This window comes from Bacillus sp. Marseille-Q1617, from assembly GCF_903645295.1.
Classification (GTDB): Bacteria; Bacillota; Bacilli; order Bacillales; family Bacillaceae_B; genus Rossellomorea.
Genome location: NZ_CAHJXM010000002.1, coordinates 618,337 through 635,354 on the forward strand (window position 1 = coordinate 618,337; position 17,018 = coordinate 635,354).

16 protein-coding genes and 2 riboswitches are annotated in these 17,018 nt (G+C 45.7%); of the genes, 15 read left to right on the top strand and 1 reads right to left on the bottom strand.

Annotated elements, in window-relative coordinates:
* The first annotated feature begins 7 nt into the window (after positions 1-7).
* The 9 genes from HWX64_RS14500 to HWX64_RS14540 all read left to right on the top strand — a co-directional run bounded on the left by HWX64_RS14500 (position 8) and on the right by HWX64_RS14540 (position 11,485).
* Positions 8-1,135: a YecA family protein gene (locus HWX64_RS14500; RefSeq protein WP_175990250.1), complete on the top strand. Its 1,128-nt coding sequence runs from the start codon at positions 8-10 to the stop codon at positions 1,133-1,135.
* 333 nt (positions 1,136-1,468) lie between these two features.
* Complete coding sequence (secA, locus tag HWX64_RS14505; protein ID WP_175990251.1) at positions 1,469-3,979, top strand: preprotein translocase subunit SecA; 2,511 nt, start codon at positions 1,469-1,471, stop codon at positions 3,977-3,979.
* Between the two features lie 406 nt (positions 3,980-4,385).
* Positions 4,386-5,487 (top strand): peptide chain release factor 2 gene (gene prfB / locus HWX64_RS14510; protein WP_175990252.1). Its coding sequence is split into 2 segments (ribosomal slippage): positions 4,386-4,457 and positions 4,459-5,487, totalling 1,101 coding nucleotides; the frame shifts between segments, so codons are not numbered across the junction.
* Positions 5,488-5,979: 492 nt separating this feature from the next.
* Positions 5,980-6,852 carry a YitT family protein gene (locus tag HWX64_RS14515; RefSeq protein WP_175990253.1) on the top strand — a complete coding sequence of 291 codons (873 nt, stop codon included), beginning with the start codon at positions 5,980-5,982 and terminating at the stop codon, positions 6,850-6,852.
* An 81-nt stretch (positions 6,853-6,933) separates the two neighbouring features.
* Complete coding sequence (cccB, locus tag HWX64_RS14520; RefSeq protein WP_175990254.1) at positions 6,934-7,251, top strand: cytochrome c551; 318 nt, start codon at positions 6,934-6,936, stop codon at positions 7,249-7,251.
* A gap of 527 nt (positions 7,252-7,778) precedes the next feature.
* On the top strand, positions 7,779-8,465 hold the full coding sequence (ftsE, locus tag HWX64_RS14525; protein ID WP_175990255.1) for a cell division ATP-binding protein FtsE: 687 nt from the start codon (positions 7,779-7,781) through the stop codon (positions 8,463-8,465).
* Positions 8,455-9,339 (top strand): permease-like cell division protein FtsX, encoded by an 885-nt coding sequence (gene ftsX / locus HWX64_RS14530; protein WP_175990256.1) that lies wholly within the window; start codon positions 8,455-8,457, stop codon positions 9,337-9,339. The genes ftsE and ftsX overlap by 11 nt, the downstream gene beginning before the upstream one ends.
* 38 nt (positions 9,340-9,377) lie before the next feature.
* Positions 9,378-10,718: a murein hydrolase activator EnvC gene (locus HWX64_RS14535; RefSeq protein ID WP_175990257.1), complete on the top strand. Its 1,341-nt coding sequence runs from the start codon at positions 9,378-9,380 to the stop codon at positions 10,716-10,718.
* A 264-nt stretch (positions 10,719-10,982) separates the two neighbouring features.
* Positions 10,983-11,071: riboswitch (cyclic di-GMP riboswitch) on the top strand.
* Positions 11,072-11,212: 141 nt separating this feature from the next.
* The gene (locus tag HWX64_RS14540; protein WP_175990258.1) at positions 11,213-11,485 is read left to right on the top strand and encodes a hypothetical protein; all 273 of its coding nucleotides are present in this window, start codon (positions 11,213-11,215) and stop codon (positions 11,483-11,485) included.
* Positions 11,486-11,564: 79 nt separating this feature from the next.
* Here HWX64_RS14540 and HWX64_RS14545 read toward each other — a convergent pair whose 3' ends face one another.
* On the bottom strand, positions 11,565-11,882 hold the full coding sequence (locus tag HWX64_RS14545) for a hypothetical protein (protein WP_175990259.1): 318 nt from the start codon (positions 11,880-11,882) through the stop codon (positions 11,565-11,567).
* 22 nt (positions 11,883-11,904) lie between these two features.
* Positions 11,905-11,999, bottom strand: a riboswitch (cyclic di-GMP riboswitch).
* A gap of 302 nt (positions 12,000-12,301) precedes the next feature.
* On the opposite strand from HWX64_RS14545, the gene HWX64_RS14550 reads away from it, so the two are divergent.
* The 6 genes from HWX64_RS14550 to HWX64_RS14575 all read left to right on the top strand — a co-directional run bounded on the left by HWX64_RS14550 (position 12,302) and on the right by HWX64_RS14575 (position 16,909).
* Positions 12,302-12,877, top strand: coding sequence for a class I SAM-dependent methyltransferase (locus HWX64_RS14550; protein WP_175990260.1), 576 nt, complete (start codon positions 12,302-12,304; stop codon positions 12,875-12,877).
* Positions 12,878-13,212: 335 nt separating this feature from the next.
* Positions 13,213-13,926 (top strand): cytochrome c biogenesis CcdA family protein, encoded by a 714-nt coding sequence (locus tag HWX64_RS14555; RefSeq protein ID WP_175990261.1) that lies wholly within the window; start codon positions 13,213-13,215, stop codon positions 13,924-13,926.
* Positions 13,927-13,932: 6 nt separating this feature from the next.
* Entirely contained in the window at positions 13,933-14,625 is a 693-nt protein-coding gene (locus tag HWX64_RS14560; RefSeq protein ID WP_175990262.1) for a response regulator transcription factor, read from the top strand.
* Positions 14,618-15,715 carry a cell wall metabolism sensor histidine kinase WalK gene (locus HWX64_RS14565; RefSeq protein ID WP_175990263.1) on the top strand — a complete coding sequence of 366 codons (1,098 nt, stop codon included), beginning with the start codon at positions 14,618-14,620 and terminating at the stop codon, positions 15,713-15,715. Before HWX64_RS14560 ends, HWX64_RS14565 begins: the two co-directional genes overlap by 8 nt.
* Positions 15,696-16,328 carry a hypothetical protein gene (locus tag HWX64_RS14570; protein ID WP_175990264.1) on the top strand — a complete coding sequence of 211 codons (633 nt, stop codon included), beginning with the start codon at positions 15,696-15,698 and terminating at the stop codon, positions 16,326-16,328. The genes HWX64_RS14565 and HWX64_RS14570 overlap by 20 nt, the downstream gene beginning before the upstream one ends.
* Positions 16,328-16,909, top strand: coding sequence for a redoxin domain-containing protein (locus HWX64_RS14575; RefSeq protein WP_175990265.1), 582 nt, complete (start codon positions 16,328-16,330; stop codon positions 16,907-16,909). Before HWX64_RS14570 ends, HWX64_RS14575 begins: the two co-directional genes overlap by 1 nt.
* Positions 16,910-17,018 lie beyond the last annotated feature (109 nt).

The following is a 17,018-nucleotide window of genomic DNA, read 5'->3' on the forward strand; positions in this document are numbered from 1 at the left end:
AACATACATGAGTACAGTCGGAAGAAATGAACCGTGTCCTTGCGGGAGCGGTAAGAAATATAAGAAATGCTGTGAAAAAGAGAACGTTGTGAATATAGATGCAATGGTGAACCAGGAACTTGATGTGCTGCAGGCGCAACTGTATGACTTCATCGCTACGGCGCAGGACCCTAAAATGGAAGAAGCGTATCATGAATATCTGAAGAAAATGGACCTGATGAAGGCCGATCCGGATATTTATGAAATGGCGTTTGTCAGCTGGTACGGTGCCACACAGAAAGATTTGGAAGGAGTACGTTTGATCGACCGTTTCATCGATAAGGCGGTAAGCACGGTGACGCGCCCCCAAACGGCTTCAGTTCTGGAATCCTGGAGAAATCTCCGTGTGACAGCTGGTACGGTTGAAAAAGTGGACGACAGCACGCTTCACGTGGAAGAAGTCATCACTGGTGACAAATTGGTCGTGAAAGAGAGATTCGGCAAGATGGAAGAGAACAGTTTCTTCCTTGCGTTGCTGCTGCCGAACGGGGACAAGTATCTCCCATTTGCCCAGTATTTCATTTATCCATCGATTGAAAAAGCTGCGATGGAACTGGTGAACATTCGTTTTGAACAGGGTGAATTCGAGAACCTTCAGGACTATCTTTCAGATCAATACATGATGCTTGCTGACGTCGGGTTTGTTTTATACAGTGCGGAAAAGAAGAAATCCGGTAAGAAAGCATCAGCCGATTCAGAAGGAACCGAGATTGAAATACCAGAAGTTCAGGAGCAGACAACTGAGCAGGCTGACACAATCGAAGGCGTGGAAATCTGGAAGACCCCTGAATATGTAGAAGCACTCACTGCACTTAAAAACTTCCTTTCTGAAAAAGGTGAAGACAAAGCCGAAAGCGAATTGCTGGTCTCAGTACTGGAAAAATACTTCTACACAGAACGTCCGACGATCCGCAACCCGAAAATCTATTCAGGTGCACTCGTCGACATGGCGAAAAACATCGACGAAATCAGTATCCGCCACGTCCAAAAGGAACTGGCCGAATACTTCGACGTGTCCGCCAACAGCATCTCCAGACGAAGCAAACAAATCTGGGAAAGCTATCAGGACACAGTCTACGAACTATTAGAAAAATAAACCCCTTCCAAGGCCCGTCCCCCGTTGCTTCACCGCGATGAGGGACGGGCCTTTATCCGTTTAAACCGCTGAACGTCCGTCCCTCACTCGATTGAAGTGCATCCATTTGGCTTAAGTTGTAAGAGGGGTGGGATAGTGGTAGAATTAATAGGAATGAATCTATTTATGTGCAGGATTTATAGGGCTTTTAGCGAATGTTTAGTAGAGATGTTTGAACGGGGGAAATAGGAGGCTTGGAGGCCTTTTACCTTTTCTCATGGAATTCTCATCTGCTTTCGCTATAGTGAAAGTGTTGTTTGGCTCTTACTTATACAGGATAAAGGAGCGTTATACATGCTTGGGATTTTAAACAAAGTGTTTGATGCAAATAAAAGAGAGATCAAAAAGCTTGAGAGAATAGCTGATCAAATAGAAGAACTTGCTCCGGAAATGGAGCGCCTCTCGGATGACCAGATTCGTGAGCGAACGGAACGTTTTAAAGAGCGTTATCAAAAAGGCGAAGACCTGGAGGATATGCTTGTCGAAGCATTCGCAGTTGTGCGTGAAGCGGCGCGCCGTGTTCTTGGGCTATATCCATACCGCGTCCAGCTGATGGGGGGAGCTTCCCTTCATGGCGGTAACATTTCCGAGATGAAAACAGGTGAGGGTAAAACCCTGACGGCAACGATGCCGGTTTACCTCAACGCGATCACCGGAAAAGGCGTACACGTCGTTACGGTCAACGAATACCTTGCCAGCCGTGACGCCGAGGAAATGGGTCAGCTTTACAATTTCCTTGGTCTGACAGTGGGTCTGAACCTGAACTCCATGTCAAAAGAGGAAAAGCGTGAAGCGTATAAAGCGGATATCACGTACGGAACGAACAACGAGTTCGGTTTCGATTATCTTCGCGACAACATGGTCCTTTACAAAGATCAAATGGTTCAGCGTCCGCTTCATTTTGCCGTCATCGATGAGGTCGACTCGATCCTGATTGACGAAGCGCGTACTCCATTGATCATTTCAGGGAACGCACAGCGCACGCCGCAGCTTTATATCCAGGCAAATGCGGTCGTCCGCACTTTGAAAAAAGACGAAGACTTCACCTATGATGAAAAAACAAAAGGTGTTCAATTAACTGAAGAAGGTATCACAAAAGTGGAGAAAGCATTCCACATTGATAACTTATTCGATATTTCACATGTAACTCTTAACCACCACATCAACCAGGCGTTGAAAGCTCACCAGAGTATGCACCGCGACGTTGATTACGTGGTTCAGGAAGGCGAAATCGTCATCGTCGACTCCTTCACGGGACGCCTGATGAAAGGCCGCCGTTACAGTGACGGTCTTCACCAGTCCATCGAGGCAAAAGAAGGTCTCGAGATCCAGAACGAGAGCATGACGATGGCAACAATCACATTCCAGAACTACTTCCGTATGTACGAAAAGCTTTCCGGTATGACCGGTACGGCGAAGACGGAAGAAGAGGAATTCCGCAACATCTACAATATGAACGTCATCGTGATCCCGACGAATAAACCGATCGTCCGTGATGACCGTGCCGATCTGATTTATGCTTCCATGGAAGGTAAATTCATGGCGGTTGTCGAGGATATCAAGGAACGTCATGAAAAAGGACAGCCTGTTCTTGTCGGGACAGTGGCCGTTGAAACGTCAGAGTTGATCTCTAAACTTTTAACGAAAAAAGGCGTACGCCATAACGTGCTGAACGCGAAAAACCATGGCCGTGAAGCCGAAATTATTTTAGAGGCAGGCCAAAGAGGCGCGGTTACAATCGCGACGAACATGGCCGGCCGTGGTACGGACATCAAGCTTGGTGAAGGCGTACTCGATCTAGGCGGTCTTGCCGTCATCGGTACCGAGCGTCATGAATCACGCCGTATCGATAACCAGCTTCGTGGACGTTCCGGTCGTCAAGGGGACCCGGGTGTGACGCAATTCTATCTTTCAATGGAAGACGAATTGATGCGCCGCTTCGGTTCTGACAATATGAAGACGATGATGAGTCGTCTCGGTATGGATGATTCACAGCCGATCCAGAGTAAAATGGTCAGCCGTGCCGTTGAATCTGCACAGAAACGAGTGGAAGGGAACAACTTCGACGCCCGTAAGCAGCTTCTTCAATACGACGATGTCCTTCGCCAGCAGCGCGAGATCATCTACAAGCAGCGTTACGATGTCATCGAATCTGAAAACCTTCGCGAAATCGTGGAAGGCATGATCAAATCCGTCATCGAGCGCCAGGTCGCGGCTCATACGGCAAACGAGGAAATCGACAGCTGGAACCTTCAAGGAATAGTCGATTACGTGAACGCGAATCTTCTTCCTGAAGGGGATATCACAGTGGACGATCTTCGCGGAAAAGAAGCAGATGAAATGATGGATCTCATCTGGGAAGACGTGAAAGTCCGCTATGATGAAAAAGAAGAAGAGATGAGCGCAGAACAAATGCGTGAATTCGAAAAAGTCATCCTGCTTCGTGCAGTCGATACAAAGTGGATCGACCACATCGACGCAATGGACCAGCTTCGCCAAGGTATCCACCTGCGTGCATACGGTCAGACAGATCCGCTGCGCGAATACCAGCATGAAGGCTTCGCGATGTTCGAAAGCATGATTCTGGCAATCGAAGAAGACGCAGCTAAATACGTCATGAAAGCTGAAATCAGAAACAACCTTCAGCGTCAGGAAGTAGCCAAAGGCCAAGCAGTCAACCCGAAAGAAGAAGGCGGCAAAGCCAAGAAGAAACCTGTCCGCAAAGAAGAAGAAGTCGGCCGCAACGAACCATGCCCATGCGGCAGCGGCAAAAAATACAAACACTGCCACGGCAGAATGGGATAAATGTTAGATTGAAGAGGATACCTGGTACTTGTATAGGAGTGCCAGGTACTTTTCCGTTTTTATGTCCGGGTAGATCCCGGGTTGTTCCGGGTGCCAGGCTCAAAATGACTGAATTATGCCAGGCGCAGCATCTGGAATGATTTCGATTCAGGCATGATGTGGGAGAGATTGTACCTGGTATATTCTTAATTCTATTCTTGGAATATAGGACTATCCAGCTGTTGATTGTAGTGGAAGGCGAAGACTCCTGCGGGAAAAGCGAGTTAGGTGAGACCCCGCAGGAGCGAAGCGACGAGGAGGCTCACCAACCGCCCGCGGAAAGCGAAGTCTTCCACGGAAATCAACAGCGGCGATTAACAGAGCCAAATTTATATACAAATTAAAATAACTCTAGAGGTGACCAATCATGGAACTAGCAGAAATCAGATCAGAATTAGAAAAAACAGCTAAGACATTAGCGGACTTCAGGGGGTCTCTTTGACTTAGAAAACAAAGAGGCAAGAATCCAGGAACTCGACGAAATCATGGTCCAGCCAGATTTCTGGGATGACCAGCAAAAAGCACAGGGACTTATTAATGAAGGAAACGGCCTTAAAGCCCTTGTGAATGAATACAAAGCGCTGCTTGAAACGCAGGAAAACCTTGAGCTGACGCTCGAGCTTGTAAAAGAAGAGCCGGATGAGGAACTGCAGCAGGATCTTGAAGAAGAACTGGTCGACCTGATGAAACGCCTGAGCGACTACGAACTTCAGCTGCTGCTAAGTGAAGAATACGACAAAAACAACGCCATCCTTGAGCTTCACCCGGGTGCGGGCGGAACCGAGTCACAGGACTGGGGTTCTATGCTGCTTCGTATGTATACGCGTTGGGCAGAGAAGAGAGGGTTTAAAGTCGAAACACTCGATTACCTTCCAGGCGATGAAGCAGGTATCAAGAGCGTCACTCTCGGAATCAAAGGCCATAACGCATATGGCTATCTGAAAGCTGAAAAAGGCGTACACCGTCTTGTACGTATTTCACCGTTCGATTCATCCGGGCGCCGTCACACCTCTTTCGTTTCCTGTGAAGTGATGCCGGAGTTCAATGAAGAAATCGAAATTGACATCCGTACTGAAGACCTTAAAGTTGACACATACCGTGCGAGCGGTGCCGGCGGTCAGCACATCAACACGACCGACTCTGCTGTCCGTATCACGCACTTGCCGACAAACGTGGTCGTCACGTGTCAATCAGAGCGTTCACAGATCAAGAACCGTGAAGCTGCGATGAAAATGCTGAAAGCGAAGCTCTATCAGAAGCGAATCGAAGAGCAGGAACAGGAACTGGCTGAAATCCGGGGAGAGCAAAAAGAAATCGGATGGGGAAGCCAAATCCGTTCTTACGTGTTCCACCCATACTCCATGGTGAAGGACCACAGAACCAACACAGAATCCGGTAACGTGCAGGGTGTAATGGACGGCGATATTGATCCGTTCATCAACGCTTACCTGCGTTCTAAAATTAAGTAATTTCGAAAGCTGAACCACTCCAAAGCGGGAGAGGTTCAGCTTTTTATTGTGGTGCCAGGCACAAATTGTACAAATTGTTCCTGGCACAAAAAGGTGGAAATGTGCCTGGCACAAAAAACCTGTTTTGTGCCAGGCACCAATCTCCTTGGCCCCATACCAAACTCACCGACCGCCCACACCAAATCCTAAGCCAATCAACCCTCCAAATCTCACCCCACCCCATTAATGCTTTAACACGTCACTCAACTGTTATTTACACGTTTCGACACCCGTGCTATACTCTCAAAGGTTGTAACAGAGCATGCCGGGAGCACTTACCAAAAGCCTGAGCAAGCACGTCCAACAACAAAACAACTAATACAAAAAAGTATGAGACAAAGGCCCGTCCCTCGCTCAATTAACGTACTAAAGTGCGACCGGGCACAGACTAATGGATGATTTACTCCGCTTGTACTCATACTATCAATACATACGCAGAAGGAGTCGTACGGAATGGGTTTGAAGCAAAAACGTCGAGAGCAGTCATTTAATCCGCGGAAAGAGAAGTTACTTGAGTATTTGTTTGTGGTTTTTGGGTCATCGATCGTGGCCATTGCATTTAATGTGTTTTTACTTCCGAACGAGGTAGCATCGGGAGGAGTCAGCGGGATTTCTACTATATTAAAGGGGCTTTTTGATTGGAAGCCGGCCTTCGTTCAGTGGGCATTCAATATTCCGCTCTTCATCGCAGGCCTCATCTTCCTTGGTCTTCAATTTGGAGTGAAAACAGCGATCGGGACTGTATTCTTACCTTTAGTCGTTTATCTGACGGAGGACTGGCAGCCCTGGACGGAAGATCCGCTGCTTGGTGCCCTATTCGGAGGGATCGGAGTCGGTATGGGTCTTGGAATCGTCTTCCGTGGTAAAGCTTCGACGGGCGGTACCGACCTGGCAGCCCAGATTGTGAACAAATTTACCGGCCTGTCGCTGGGGACTTGTGTTGCATTGATCGATGGAATGATCGTATTATCAGCAGCGATTGTTTTTGATATTGAACGAGGTCTTTACGCACTGATCGGGCTATATGTAACGAGTAAAACCATCGACCTTGTACAGGTCGGGGTCAGCCGTTCCAAGATGGCACTCATCATCACGAACCGCCAGGAAGAAGTTCGTGAAGGAATCTTGAATAAAATCGACCGAGGTGTGACAAAACTATCAGCATACGGGGGATATACGGATGATGAACGTCCGATCCTGATGGTCGTAGTCGATCAGACAGAATTCACAAAACTGAAACAACTGGTGAAAAGCATTGATGCCTCTGCATTTGTGGTCACAATGGACGCTTCAGAGGTATTGGGCGAAGGTTTCAAACGGGTGTAACCTTGGTATAATTATCTATAGGAGAAAGATTTCACCACGGTCGAATTCTTACTCTTAAATTTTTTCCTAGGAGGAGAAAACATGAAGAAAAAGCTTTTAGGCATTCTTTTAGGAACTTCATTAGTACTTGCAGCCTGCGGCGGGGACGACGGCGGAGACAGCACGGAAACGAGCTCAGGCGGCGTTGATGCAGAGAAAATCGTTAACAACAAATGCACAAGCTGCCACGGCGGCAACTTGGAAGGCGGCATGGGGCCTGCTCTTAACGATGTTGGCTCTCGTTTAGACAAAGACCAAATCCTTGAAATCATTAAAAACGGTAAAGGCCAAATGCCTGCAGATCTTGTAAAAGGTGAAGAGGCAGAAGCCGTTGCTGAATGGCTGGCGAATAAAAAATAAGACAGAAGAGGGGGAATCCTGTGAGGGTTCTTCTTTTTTTTGCTTTGAAACCAGCTTTTCACCACAATAATCCGGATTCAATGTAAAATTTCATTCTTATCCACACCCCTCACTTAACCCTTCTTTAAATCTATATGACAAACAAATAAAACTCTCCAAATCTATTCAAATTCCAGCTCACTTCCTTTAAACAAAGGGGAATCCAAATCTATTACAGTCTATCTATTTTACTTGTTGTTAGTACCTGTTACTAGGTATAAATAACTATGAAAAAATCGAATTTTAGGTACAATTGTCAATAAAAAAGGTAAAAATTTCTCAAAATATGTGGTTTTGAAATGAAACTGTAATAATATTTTTCCTTAACATCGTAAGAAGTGATGTTATAATATTTTCGTGAGCGAAATTCGAGCAATTTCACCATTTTATGTCTAATTTGGTAAAGGCAAAAGAATTTTATTCACACACATAGAGATAACAACACAGCCAAGAGGGGAACTACATACTACAAATTAGGTGATTTTATAATGATTGAAATGAAAGACGTCTATAAGCAGTATAACAACGGCGTTATGGCTGCGAATGGGTTTAACGTCCATATTAAGCAAGGCGAGTTTGTTTATGTCGTGGGTCCAAGTGGCGCCGGAAAATCAACGTTCATCAAGATGATGTACCGCGAAGTGAAGCCTTCCAAAGGTGACATCATCGTGAATGGTATAAATCTAGCAAAAATCAAGAATAGCAGAGTACCTCATTTACGCAGAAATATAGGAGTGGTCTTCCAGGATTTCAAACTGCTCCCGTCTCTGACAATATATGAAAACGTTGCGTTTGCTCTTGAAGTAATAGAAGAGCATCCGAAACAAATCAAGAAACGTGTAATGGATGTACTTGAACTCGTAGGTCTTAAGCATAAAGCCAGAATGCTCCCTAATGAATTATCAGGCGGTGAGCAGCAGCGTGTTTCGATTGCACGGTCAATCGTCAATACGCCGAAGCTGGTGATTGCCGACGAGCCTACAGGGAATCTGGATCCAGAAACGTCCTGGGATATTATGAATATCCTTGAGGAAATCGCAACACGTGGTACAACAGTGATCATGGCTACACATAACCGGGAAATCGTAAATACAATCAAGCATCGGGTAATCGCCATTGAGAATGGCCGGATTGTCCGGGACGAACAGCGAGGTGATTACGGTTATGAAGGCTAGAACGTATGCCCGTCACGTAAGGGAAAGTTTTAAGAGCATCGGCCGTAACGGCTGGATGACATTTGCATCCGTCAGTGCCGTAACCGTCACATTATTGCTTGTTGGTGTTTTCATCGTACTGATGCTAAACATGAACAAGGTAGCAACCGATATAGAGAAAGATGTTGAAGTTCGCGTACTTCTCGAAGTTGGTACGAAGCCTGAAGAAGCTAAAGCCGTTGGAGATAAGATAAAGAAAATAAATGAAGTCGAATCCGTCGATTATTCTTCCAAAGAGGAAGAACTTCAGAACCTGGTAAAGGATCTCGGTGACGATTTCAGATTATTCGAGCAAGATAACCCATTATATGATGTATTTATTGTAAAAGCGGAAAATCCTCGCGATACCGGAAAAATTGCTGCACAGATCAACAAGTATGAGAATGTAAATGAAGCAATGTATGGAGAAGCGAAGATTGAAAAGTTATTCAATATCCTTGAAATGAGCAGAAACGTCGGATTGGTCCTGATCATCGGTCTGTTGTTCACGGCGATGTTCCTCATCTCAAATACGATTAAAATAACGATTGTCGCTAGAAGAAGGGAAATCGAGATAATGAAACTCGTGGGTGCAACCAACTGGTTCGTCCGCTGGCCTTTCGTATTGGAAGGGCTATGGCTTGGTGTTTTAGGTTCTATTATCCCGATCGCTCTTGTTACAACTGGTTATTACTATGCTTACGACTTTATAAAGCCAAAACTTCAAAATCATTTTATACAGATATTGGACTTTACCCCGTTCATCTACCAAGTAAACGGATTGATCCTCTTAATGGGATGCTTGATCGGCGCCTGGGGAAGCTTCATGTCTGTACGTAAATTCTTGAGAGTATAAAATCGACAGGTTGATAGAAGCTGAAAGGAGCATGCCGCTTGAACAGGAAGTATTTTTTATCAATAGCAATAGCAGCAGCATTAACAATCGGGAGTTTTCCGGCGTTGGGAACTCCAGCCAACGCTCACTCCTCAGTAGAGGATTTGAAAAAGAAACAAGATGAGGTTTCCTCTAAAAAAGATAAAATCAATGGTGAAATCGATCAGAAAAAATCAGAAATTAATGCCAACATCAATAAACAGCAGGATATTAAAGCGAAAATTGCAGAATTCGATGCAAAAATAAAAGATACTGAAAACAAAATCGCAGAGAAAACAAAAGAAATTGAAGAAACAAATGCTGAAATTGATCAACTTAAAAAAGAGATCAAAGCTTTGGAGGAAAAAATCAAAGAGCGTAATGAACTTTTAAAAGAACGCGCTCGTGCGATTCAGGAAAAAGGCGGCTCAGCAAACTATCTTGATGTCCTTCTTGGCGCGGACAGCTTCGGCGACTTCATCAACCGTGTCACTGCAGTCAACACAATCGTGAGTGCAGATAAAAAGATCATGGACGAGCAAAAGAGAGACCAGGAAGAATTAGAGAAAAAGAAAGAAGAAGTAGAAACGAAACTAGCAGAATTAGAAGATGATAAAGCGAATCTAGTAACGTTAAAGCAAGACTTGAACAGTGAAAAAGCCCAAAAAGCGGAACTGTTCAAACAGCTTGAAAAGCAGCAGGCTTCCCTTCAAGTGGAAAAAGCGGACCTTGAAAAAGAATCAAATGCGTTAGCGAAAATGGAACAGCAAATCGGCGGTGAAATCCAGGCAGAGCAGGCACGTTTAGCAGAACTTGCCCGCCAGCGTGAACTTGAGAAGAAGAGACAGGCAGAAGCAGAAGCTGCGAAACGCGCAGCAGCTCAAGCTCAAACTAGCACGAGCAGCAGCGGCGGTTCTACTGCAGCACCGGCACCGAGCACGCCTGTTAGTTCCGGAACTTGGACAAGACCGGCATCCGGTGCTATCACAACTGAGTACGGCTGGGATACATTGAACGGCAAGCCTCGTTACCACTATGGTATCGATGTCGCGGCACGAGGTAGTGTTCCAATCGTTGCAGCAGCAGATGGATATGTCATCAAGAGCCAATACAGCTCAAGCTACGGTAACGTTGTATACATCACTCACTCGATTAACGGAAAAACCTTTACTACAGTCTATGCCCATATGTCTTCTTCATCAGTAAGCAGCGGACAGCCTGTAGACAAAGGACAGCAAATCGGGTACATGGGGAACACAGGTTATTCCTTCGGTCAGCATTTACACTTTGAACTTCATGCAGGTTCATGGAATGCGTCGAAATCAAACTCTGTTAACCCGCGCCAATATATCAATTTCTAATAGAATAGTAGTCTATGAAAAATCCTGCCATATGTTTATGGCAGGATTTTTTTGGATAATAGTTTACAAAATACTTCTCTCTATTCTAATATTCATAAAAGAATAATCCTCGACCCTTACAAATCATACGCTATAATGTATAATGAAATAAATGTCGAAAAAGTAAGTTTTTTGCACAAAAACTCTTTCCTCTATTGCTGGTAACTGGTACTATAGTATTGTTGTGGATGAAACTAATTTATATCATTTGAACTATTTAACAACCTTCGATAACGGCAAACTAATTCGAAAGATTAGGACGCAAAGCCACGGATCTAACGTTTTTTTAAAACTATGACCGCCGGGCTACCGAAAAGGATTGGTACATAAATGAACGCTGTCGCCAACTGACAGTTTCATTTAGCCCGCCATTCTTTTTGGCGGGCTTATTTTTTTATAGAGCCCAAGGTCACTGCAGGCAGGCAAACATCTGAAAACAGAAAGGAGATTACAAGATGGAACAAATAAATACTTCTGATGTAAGAAGACAATTGAGAAGTTTTTGCAGGAGAAATCGTTCCTCTTTGAAGAAGTACAGCTCCTATACTGCGGAAGAAATCAGCGATATGGTATTAAGCAGGCTGGGCTGTGAAGAGGTTAAGAGAATCGTAGACGACATCCAGCTGATCGATCGCAGAGGCGGAAACACGGGATTTTACTTGTTGCTTATTTTAGAAGCACTGAAGGGTTCACAAAAAGCTAGTTCAAATGAGAGGGCAATTATATAATAAAACCGGAAGTCCAATTTTTTTGACCGCCGGTTTTTTTGTTATTTTAAATTGACCCTTCGTTAAGATCAATCCTCCATTATGCAGACTTCGATAGCCAATGCTCCAGGTTCTTTTCAGCCGTACGAATATCCATTGTGATGTTAGTGAGCAGTTCAAAATGGTGATCTCTTTCACCATGATGTTTCAATAATTGAAAGATAGCAGGCTTTTGATACTTGATCACTGTCATCACTTCCATCATTGGCAAGTAAGCTTCTTTAGGCTGAATGCGCAAAAAAGAGCATATGAGCTGGATATACTCACCTGCGTGCTTTTGTTCATCGCTACTCAATTCAATCAATGCATGTAACCTGCTTATATGACGTTTAATCGTTTGCAATTCTTCAAATGTCATTGTGATATCCCCTTTATCTTTTGTTGGCGGCCCGGCCATCCTGGCGGTAATGATAGAATCCGCCCTAAATCCGCAGCTATGCGTCCTTCCTTTTAAGGAAGTATGCCGTTTTCAACAGAAACCCGGACTTCCATCTTTTCCTTATTATCGACTGCCTGTCCTATCCCGTTAATCGTATTAAAGATAAAGTAATAGTTCTAAATTACTAAATTGAAATTTACGTTAAAGAAGTCAATCTACTTGATTGGTGTGGAGAAAAGCATCATACTTACATACATAAGAGGGTATCTTAGTTCAGACCGATTATTGCCCAAACGGTCTATATATCCGTAAAAGTGAAAAGAATGGAATAAACCGATTATTCTTCGATGGACTGACTATTCAGACCTAAACAAACCAACAAAACGGAGGGACCAACCATGCAAGGACACGGACATCTTTTTCAACACCACAAAGCATCCAAACTGCTCGATCCAAAACGGCAGGAAATGGTGCCGGTGGACAAAGTACTCGAGCTTCTTCAATTGGATAGAAATGACCTCCTCGCCGACCTCGGATGCGGCAACGGCTATCTGACACTGCCGATCGCAAAGTCGGTAGATACAAAGGTACATGCCGTCGACCTTCAGCAAGAGATGCTCGAATATCTCCAGCACCGTGCCAAGGAAGCGGATGTAACCAATATTGAATATGAAAAAGCCTCGCTGGAATACTTAAGTTTTAACAAGAACACTCTGGACAAAGTTGTTTCTGCATTCGTCCTGCATGAAGTACCGAATCTGACCAAGGTATTCCAAGATTTGAATGACATGCTGAAAGACGACGGCCTATGGCTGATCCTCGACTGGGAGGCGGTGGAATCGGAAATGGGACCGCCGATCGAAGAACGGATTCCTTCGGAAGAATTGGCACAGCAATTGGATACGGCCGGATTCAATACCGAAGTTGGCCATCTGCACCCGGCTGTTTATAATATTGTTGTACGCAAGGGATAAAATAGTTGGGGCGGTGCCAGGCACAAAGCTGGAGTTTTGTGCCTGGCACGAATCAATTGAATTGTGCCAGGCACAATGTGAGGGTTTTGTTCCTGACACAATTCAACCTGATCGTGCACTGTACCAGGTACACACCACCGGGAATGTACTGGTACAAATATGATCAATTGTACCAGGTACAAAATCGAGCCAGGCTCAACACTCCTGATCTACGCCATGCCCCAAAAAATCGCACCACCCCTCCCCCATTTCTATTCCCCACCAAAAATCCCCACCCCTTAACAAAAAATTAACATTCCCCCGCCATACTATTGGTATAAAGGAGTGAACAATGTATGGTAGAGGTATCAATTTGGTTTGCGCTGGCTGCGGGGGCGCTGTCGTTTTTCTCGCCGTGTGTGTTTCCGCTGCTGCCGGCTTATGTGAGTCACTTGACCGGCGGGCAGGCTGAAGGCGGGCGGATCCAGGTGGAGCGAAAAGTGGTATTTATCAGGTCCTTCGGATTCATCGCCGGTTTTTCTTTCATCTTTATTTTAATGGGGGCATCCGCAAGTCTGCTCGGCGGATTATTCTCGGAGTACCGGATGTACATAGAACAAATTGCCGGGATCCTCATTATCGTGTTCGGCCTGCAGATGATGGGCTGGATTTCGTTCTCCTTCCTGATGAAGGGCGGAAAACAATTTGAAGTGAAGAAGAAAGGGACGGCTTTTGGTTCGGTCCTTCTCGGGATGGCATTTGCCAGCGGATGGTCTCCGTGCGTCGGGATCACCTTATCGTCGATCCTACTATTGGCGGGTGCAAGCTCGACGCTCACTCAGGGCATCATGCTCCTGATTGTGTATTCACTTGGTCTGGCGCTTCCGTTTCTGATCATCTCAATGATGATCACAAGGACATTCAGCGTCATGAAAAAAGTGAACAGGATTCTTCCGAAGCTTGCGAAGTTCAACGGCGTCTTGATGGTCGCCATGGGGCTTCTCGTTTTCAGCGGAAAAATGCAGCAGATCTCCGCATATCTTTCCGTATTCAGTCTCTTTTCAACCTAGGAGGAAATGGTCGTGAACGTTCAGAATAAAAGCATCCTCGTCGTGGAAGACGATGCAAAGATCCGGAAACTCATAAAGATCTTTCTTGAAAAAGAAGGCTATGAAGTATTTGAAGCGGGTGACGGTGAAGAAGGGAAGCGCATGTTCAGGGAGCATGATCCCTGCTTCGCCATCCTTGATTTGATGCTGCCTGAAATTCAAGGGGAAGAGCTGTGCAGATGGATTCGCGAGGATGAAAAGAGCGACATCGGCATCATCATGGTGACCGCAAAAGCGAGTGAAAGTGAACGGATCCACGGGTTGAAAACCGGGGCGGATGATTATGTCACGAAGCCGTTCAGTCCGACCGAGCTCGTGACCCGGGTGGAAACGGTTCTCCGCCGTACATCCAACCGGTGCCAAAAGCTCAGCCGCAGCGGACTCACCCTTAAACCTCAAAAAGGGGAAGTGACGTATAAAGGAAAACCAATTGAACTGACTGCTTTCGAATTCCGGATTCTGCAGCTGCTGATGATGCATCCAGGCCAGGTCATTTCAAGGCAGCAGATCCTTGATTCCCTGTATGAATTACATGAAAAAATAGTGTCGGAACGGACGATCGACGTTCACATCCGCCATCTGAGGCAAAAACTCCAGGAAGATACGAGCCTGAATGTCATCGAAACGGTAAGAGGAATGGGGTATAAATTCAATGGTTAACCGTAAAAAGCTCGGGAGTCTATTGACCCAGCTCACCTTTCTCAACACCTTCATCATCGCGGCCGTGATCCTGATTGCCGGATTTACCGTGAAGAATTACGCCTGCAACCTGGTAAACCAGCAGCAGATCACAGGGGCAAGTCTTGAAAGTCTATTGAACGATTATCTTATAAAAGTCAGTGCGCTTGCGTTCCTTCTGGCAGGAGGCTTTCATTTCTTTTTCATCAAATGGCTGACAACCCCATTGAAGAAGCTGACGGAAGCGACTCAAGCACTGAAAAAGGGAGAGTACCCCGAAAAATTGAAAAAGCCGCTCATCTATGAGGTGAAGGAGTTAAGTGAAGCATTTAATGATCTTTCGGAAACGACGGCACTTGTAAAAACGAAACAAAACCGGCTGCTCCGGGACCTGTCACATGAACTGCGGACGCCGCTCACGAACCTGACCGGCTACCTTGAAGGGCTGGAAAAAGGGATCGTTGAAGGGGACAAAGAAATGTACCGTTCACTGCAGGAAGAAACCGGCCGTATCGAGCGGCTCCTGCAGCAGCTTGTACACATCAATCGATGGACGGCCGATGAAAACCTGACCGCTCATCATCAGGATGAGATCCTCATTCACGAACTGCTGCAAAGTCGGATCACGGCTTTTCAGCTGAAATTCAAGGAAAAAGAAATCGATGTAACGGCTGAACTTGCACCTTGTTCCCTCAAAGGGAACCGGGACGGTCTTCACCAGGTCTTCAGCAATCTCCTGCAAAATATTGCCGACTACGACGTCGGAAAAAAACTTTTTATAAAAGGATTTGTGGCTGACCAGCAGTATGCAGTACAATTTTCTCATGACGGAAAAGAGATCCCCAAAGCTGAAAAAGACCTCATCTTTGAACGTTTTTACCGGGTCGATTCCTCCCGATCGTTTGTCACTGATGGAGCGGGCTTGGGCCTTGCGATCACAAAGGAAATCGTACAGGCGCATGGAGGCACGCTGACGCTGGAGACAGACGGACATCACCACACATTTGAAGTCCGGCTGCCGGCCGGTCAATTTAAAAAAGAGGAGAATGATGATGAATCAACAATGGTATAACATCGGTGCCTTCACGTTCCCGGGCTCATGGGCAGCGACCGTATCCGCGTTCGTCATCACATTCTTGTTTCTCTTTTTCTGGAATAAGAAAGCGAGCGACTGGTATTCGAACGCGGTATTTTATTTTATCCTGACCTGGAAACTGAGCGTGATCGTCGTCGACTTCGGGACGGTCATCAAACATCCGCTGACCATTCTTTATTTTCACGGTGGCACAGCCGGTTATTGGATGGGAATCACCGCTGTCTTGATCTATACTTTTATTAAAAAAGAAAATCCCCGACATGTGATTGCCGCGTGGGTCATGACCGTCCTTGTTTATGAAGGTGTGTTCGACATTCTTCAGGGGACGTTCATCTTTGGAGGGGCGCAGCTCATTTTAAACAGTGTACTGCTTCTCGTTTTACTTAAAAAATTGGGTAGGGCTGATCAGAGGGTCTGGGGCATGCAGATCTTGATTATCTTCACGCTGATTCAGCTGCTGATGAATTCATTCGGGGGATTCGAAATAGGGACCCCCACACTCACATACATCGTATTAGCCATCGTTCTGCTTTATCTTCAGAAAAGAGATGAACAAACGGAAATTTATGAAGCAGGGAGGAAAAATTAGTGAATAAACGTAACTTTGCTTTGGCCATCGTGGCACTCCTGATCGGGATCTTCCTGGTGAACATATTCCAGGATCAGCAGGAGAAAAAGGAACAAGAGGAAGCGGCAAAGCTTGCAGAGGAGTCCATGGACCTGTCCAATGCCGAACAGGGACTGGCGAAGGGCGACCGTGCACCGGACTTTGAACTCACGACTCTGGCCGGCGAAAAAGTGAAGCTTTCCGATTACCAGGGTCAGAAAGTGATCCTTAACTTCTGGGCGACCTGGTGTCCGCCGTGTAAGGCCGAAATGCCGCATATGCAAAAATACTACGAAAAAAATGCTGAGAAAGAAAATGTAGAGATACTTGCCGTGAACCTTACCAGCATGGATGAGGGCAGGAATGCTGTACAACAATTTGTGGACGGCTACGAACTCACCTTCCCGATCCCGATGGACGTAGATGGTGATATCGGCGGGGAATACCGCGCCTTTACCATCCCCACCACCTACATGATCGACACCAAAGGTCAGATCCAGCACAAAATCGTCGGCCCCATGAACGAAGAAATGATGGGCGAAATGGTCTCTGGAATGGACTAACGCGTTAATAGGATGAGGGACGGTCCTTTAGCATGCTAAAGGCCCGTCCCTCGTTTCTCTAAAGTACAGAAGTTTAGATGCATACTCCTCAAGGTATATAATGAGTATG

Bases quoted from the DNA above. Each gene is read 5' to 3' on its own strand.
- HWX64_RS14500 (WP_175990250.1), top strand. From the start codon at position 8: ATGAGTACAGTCGGAAGAAATGAACCGTGTCCTTGCGGGAGCGGTAAG.
- secA (WP_175990251.1), top strand. From the start codon at position 1,469: ATGCTTGGGATTTTAAACAAAGTGTTTGATGCAAATAAAAGAGAGATC.
- HWX64_RS14515 (WP_175990253.1), top strand. From the start codon at position 5,980: ATGGGTTTGAAGCAAAAACGTCGAGAGCAGTCATTTAATCCGCGGAAA.
- cccB (WP_175990254.1), top strand. From the start codon at position 6,934: ATGAAGAAAAAGCTTTTAGGCATTCTTTTAGGAACTTCATTAGTACTT.
- ftsE (WP_175990255.1), top strand. From the start codon at position 7,779: ATGATTGAAATGAAAGACGTCTATAAGCAGTATAACAACGGCGTTATG.
- ftsX (WP_175990256.1), top strand. From the start codon at position 8,455: ATGAAGGCTAGAACGTATGCCCGTCACGTAAGGGAAAGTTTTAAGAGC.
- HWX64_RS14540 (WP_175990258.1), top strand. From the start codon at position 11,213: ATGGAACAAATAAATACTTCTGATGTAAGAAGACAATTGAGAAGTTTT.
- HWX64_RS14545 (WP_175990259.1), bottom strand. From the start codon at position 11,882: ATGACATTTGAAGAATTGCAAACGATTAAACGTCATATAAGCAGGTTA.
- HWX64_RS14550 (WP_175990260.1), top strand. From the start codon at position 12,302: ATGCAAGGACACGGACATCTTTTTCAACACCACAAAGCATCCAAACTG.
- HWX64_RS14555 (WP_175990261.1), top strand. From the start codon at position 13,213: ATGGTAGAGGTATCAATTTGGTTTGCGCTGGCTGCGGGGGCGCTGTCG.
- HWX64_RS14560 (WP_175990262.1), top strand. From the start codon at position 13,933: ATGGTCGTGAACGTTCAGAATAAAAGCATCCTCGTCGTGGAAGACGAT.
- HWX64_RS14565 (WP_175990263.1), top strand. From the start codon at position 14,618: ATGGTTAACCGTAAAAAGCTCGGGAGTCTATTGACCCAGCTCACCTTT.
- HWX64_RS14570 (WP_175990264.1), top strand. From the start codon at position 15,696: ATGAATCAACAATGGTATAACATCGGTGCCTTCACGTTCCCGGGCTCA.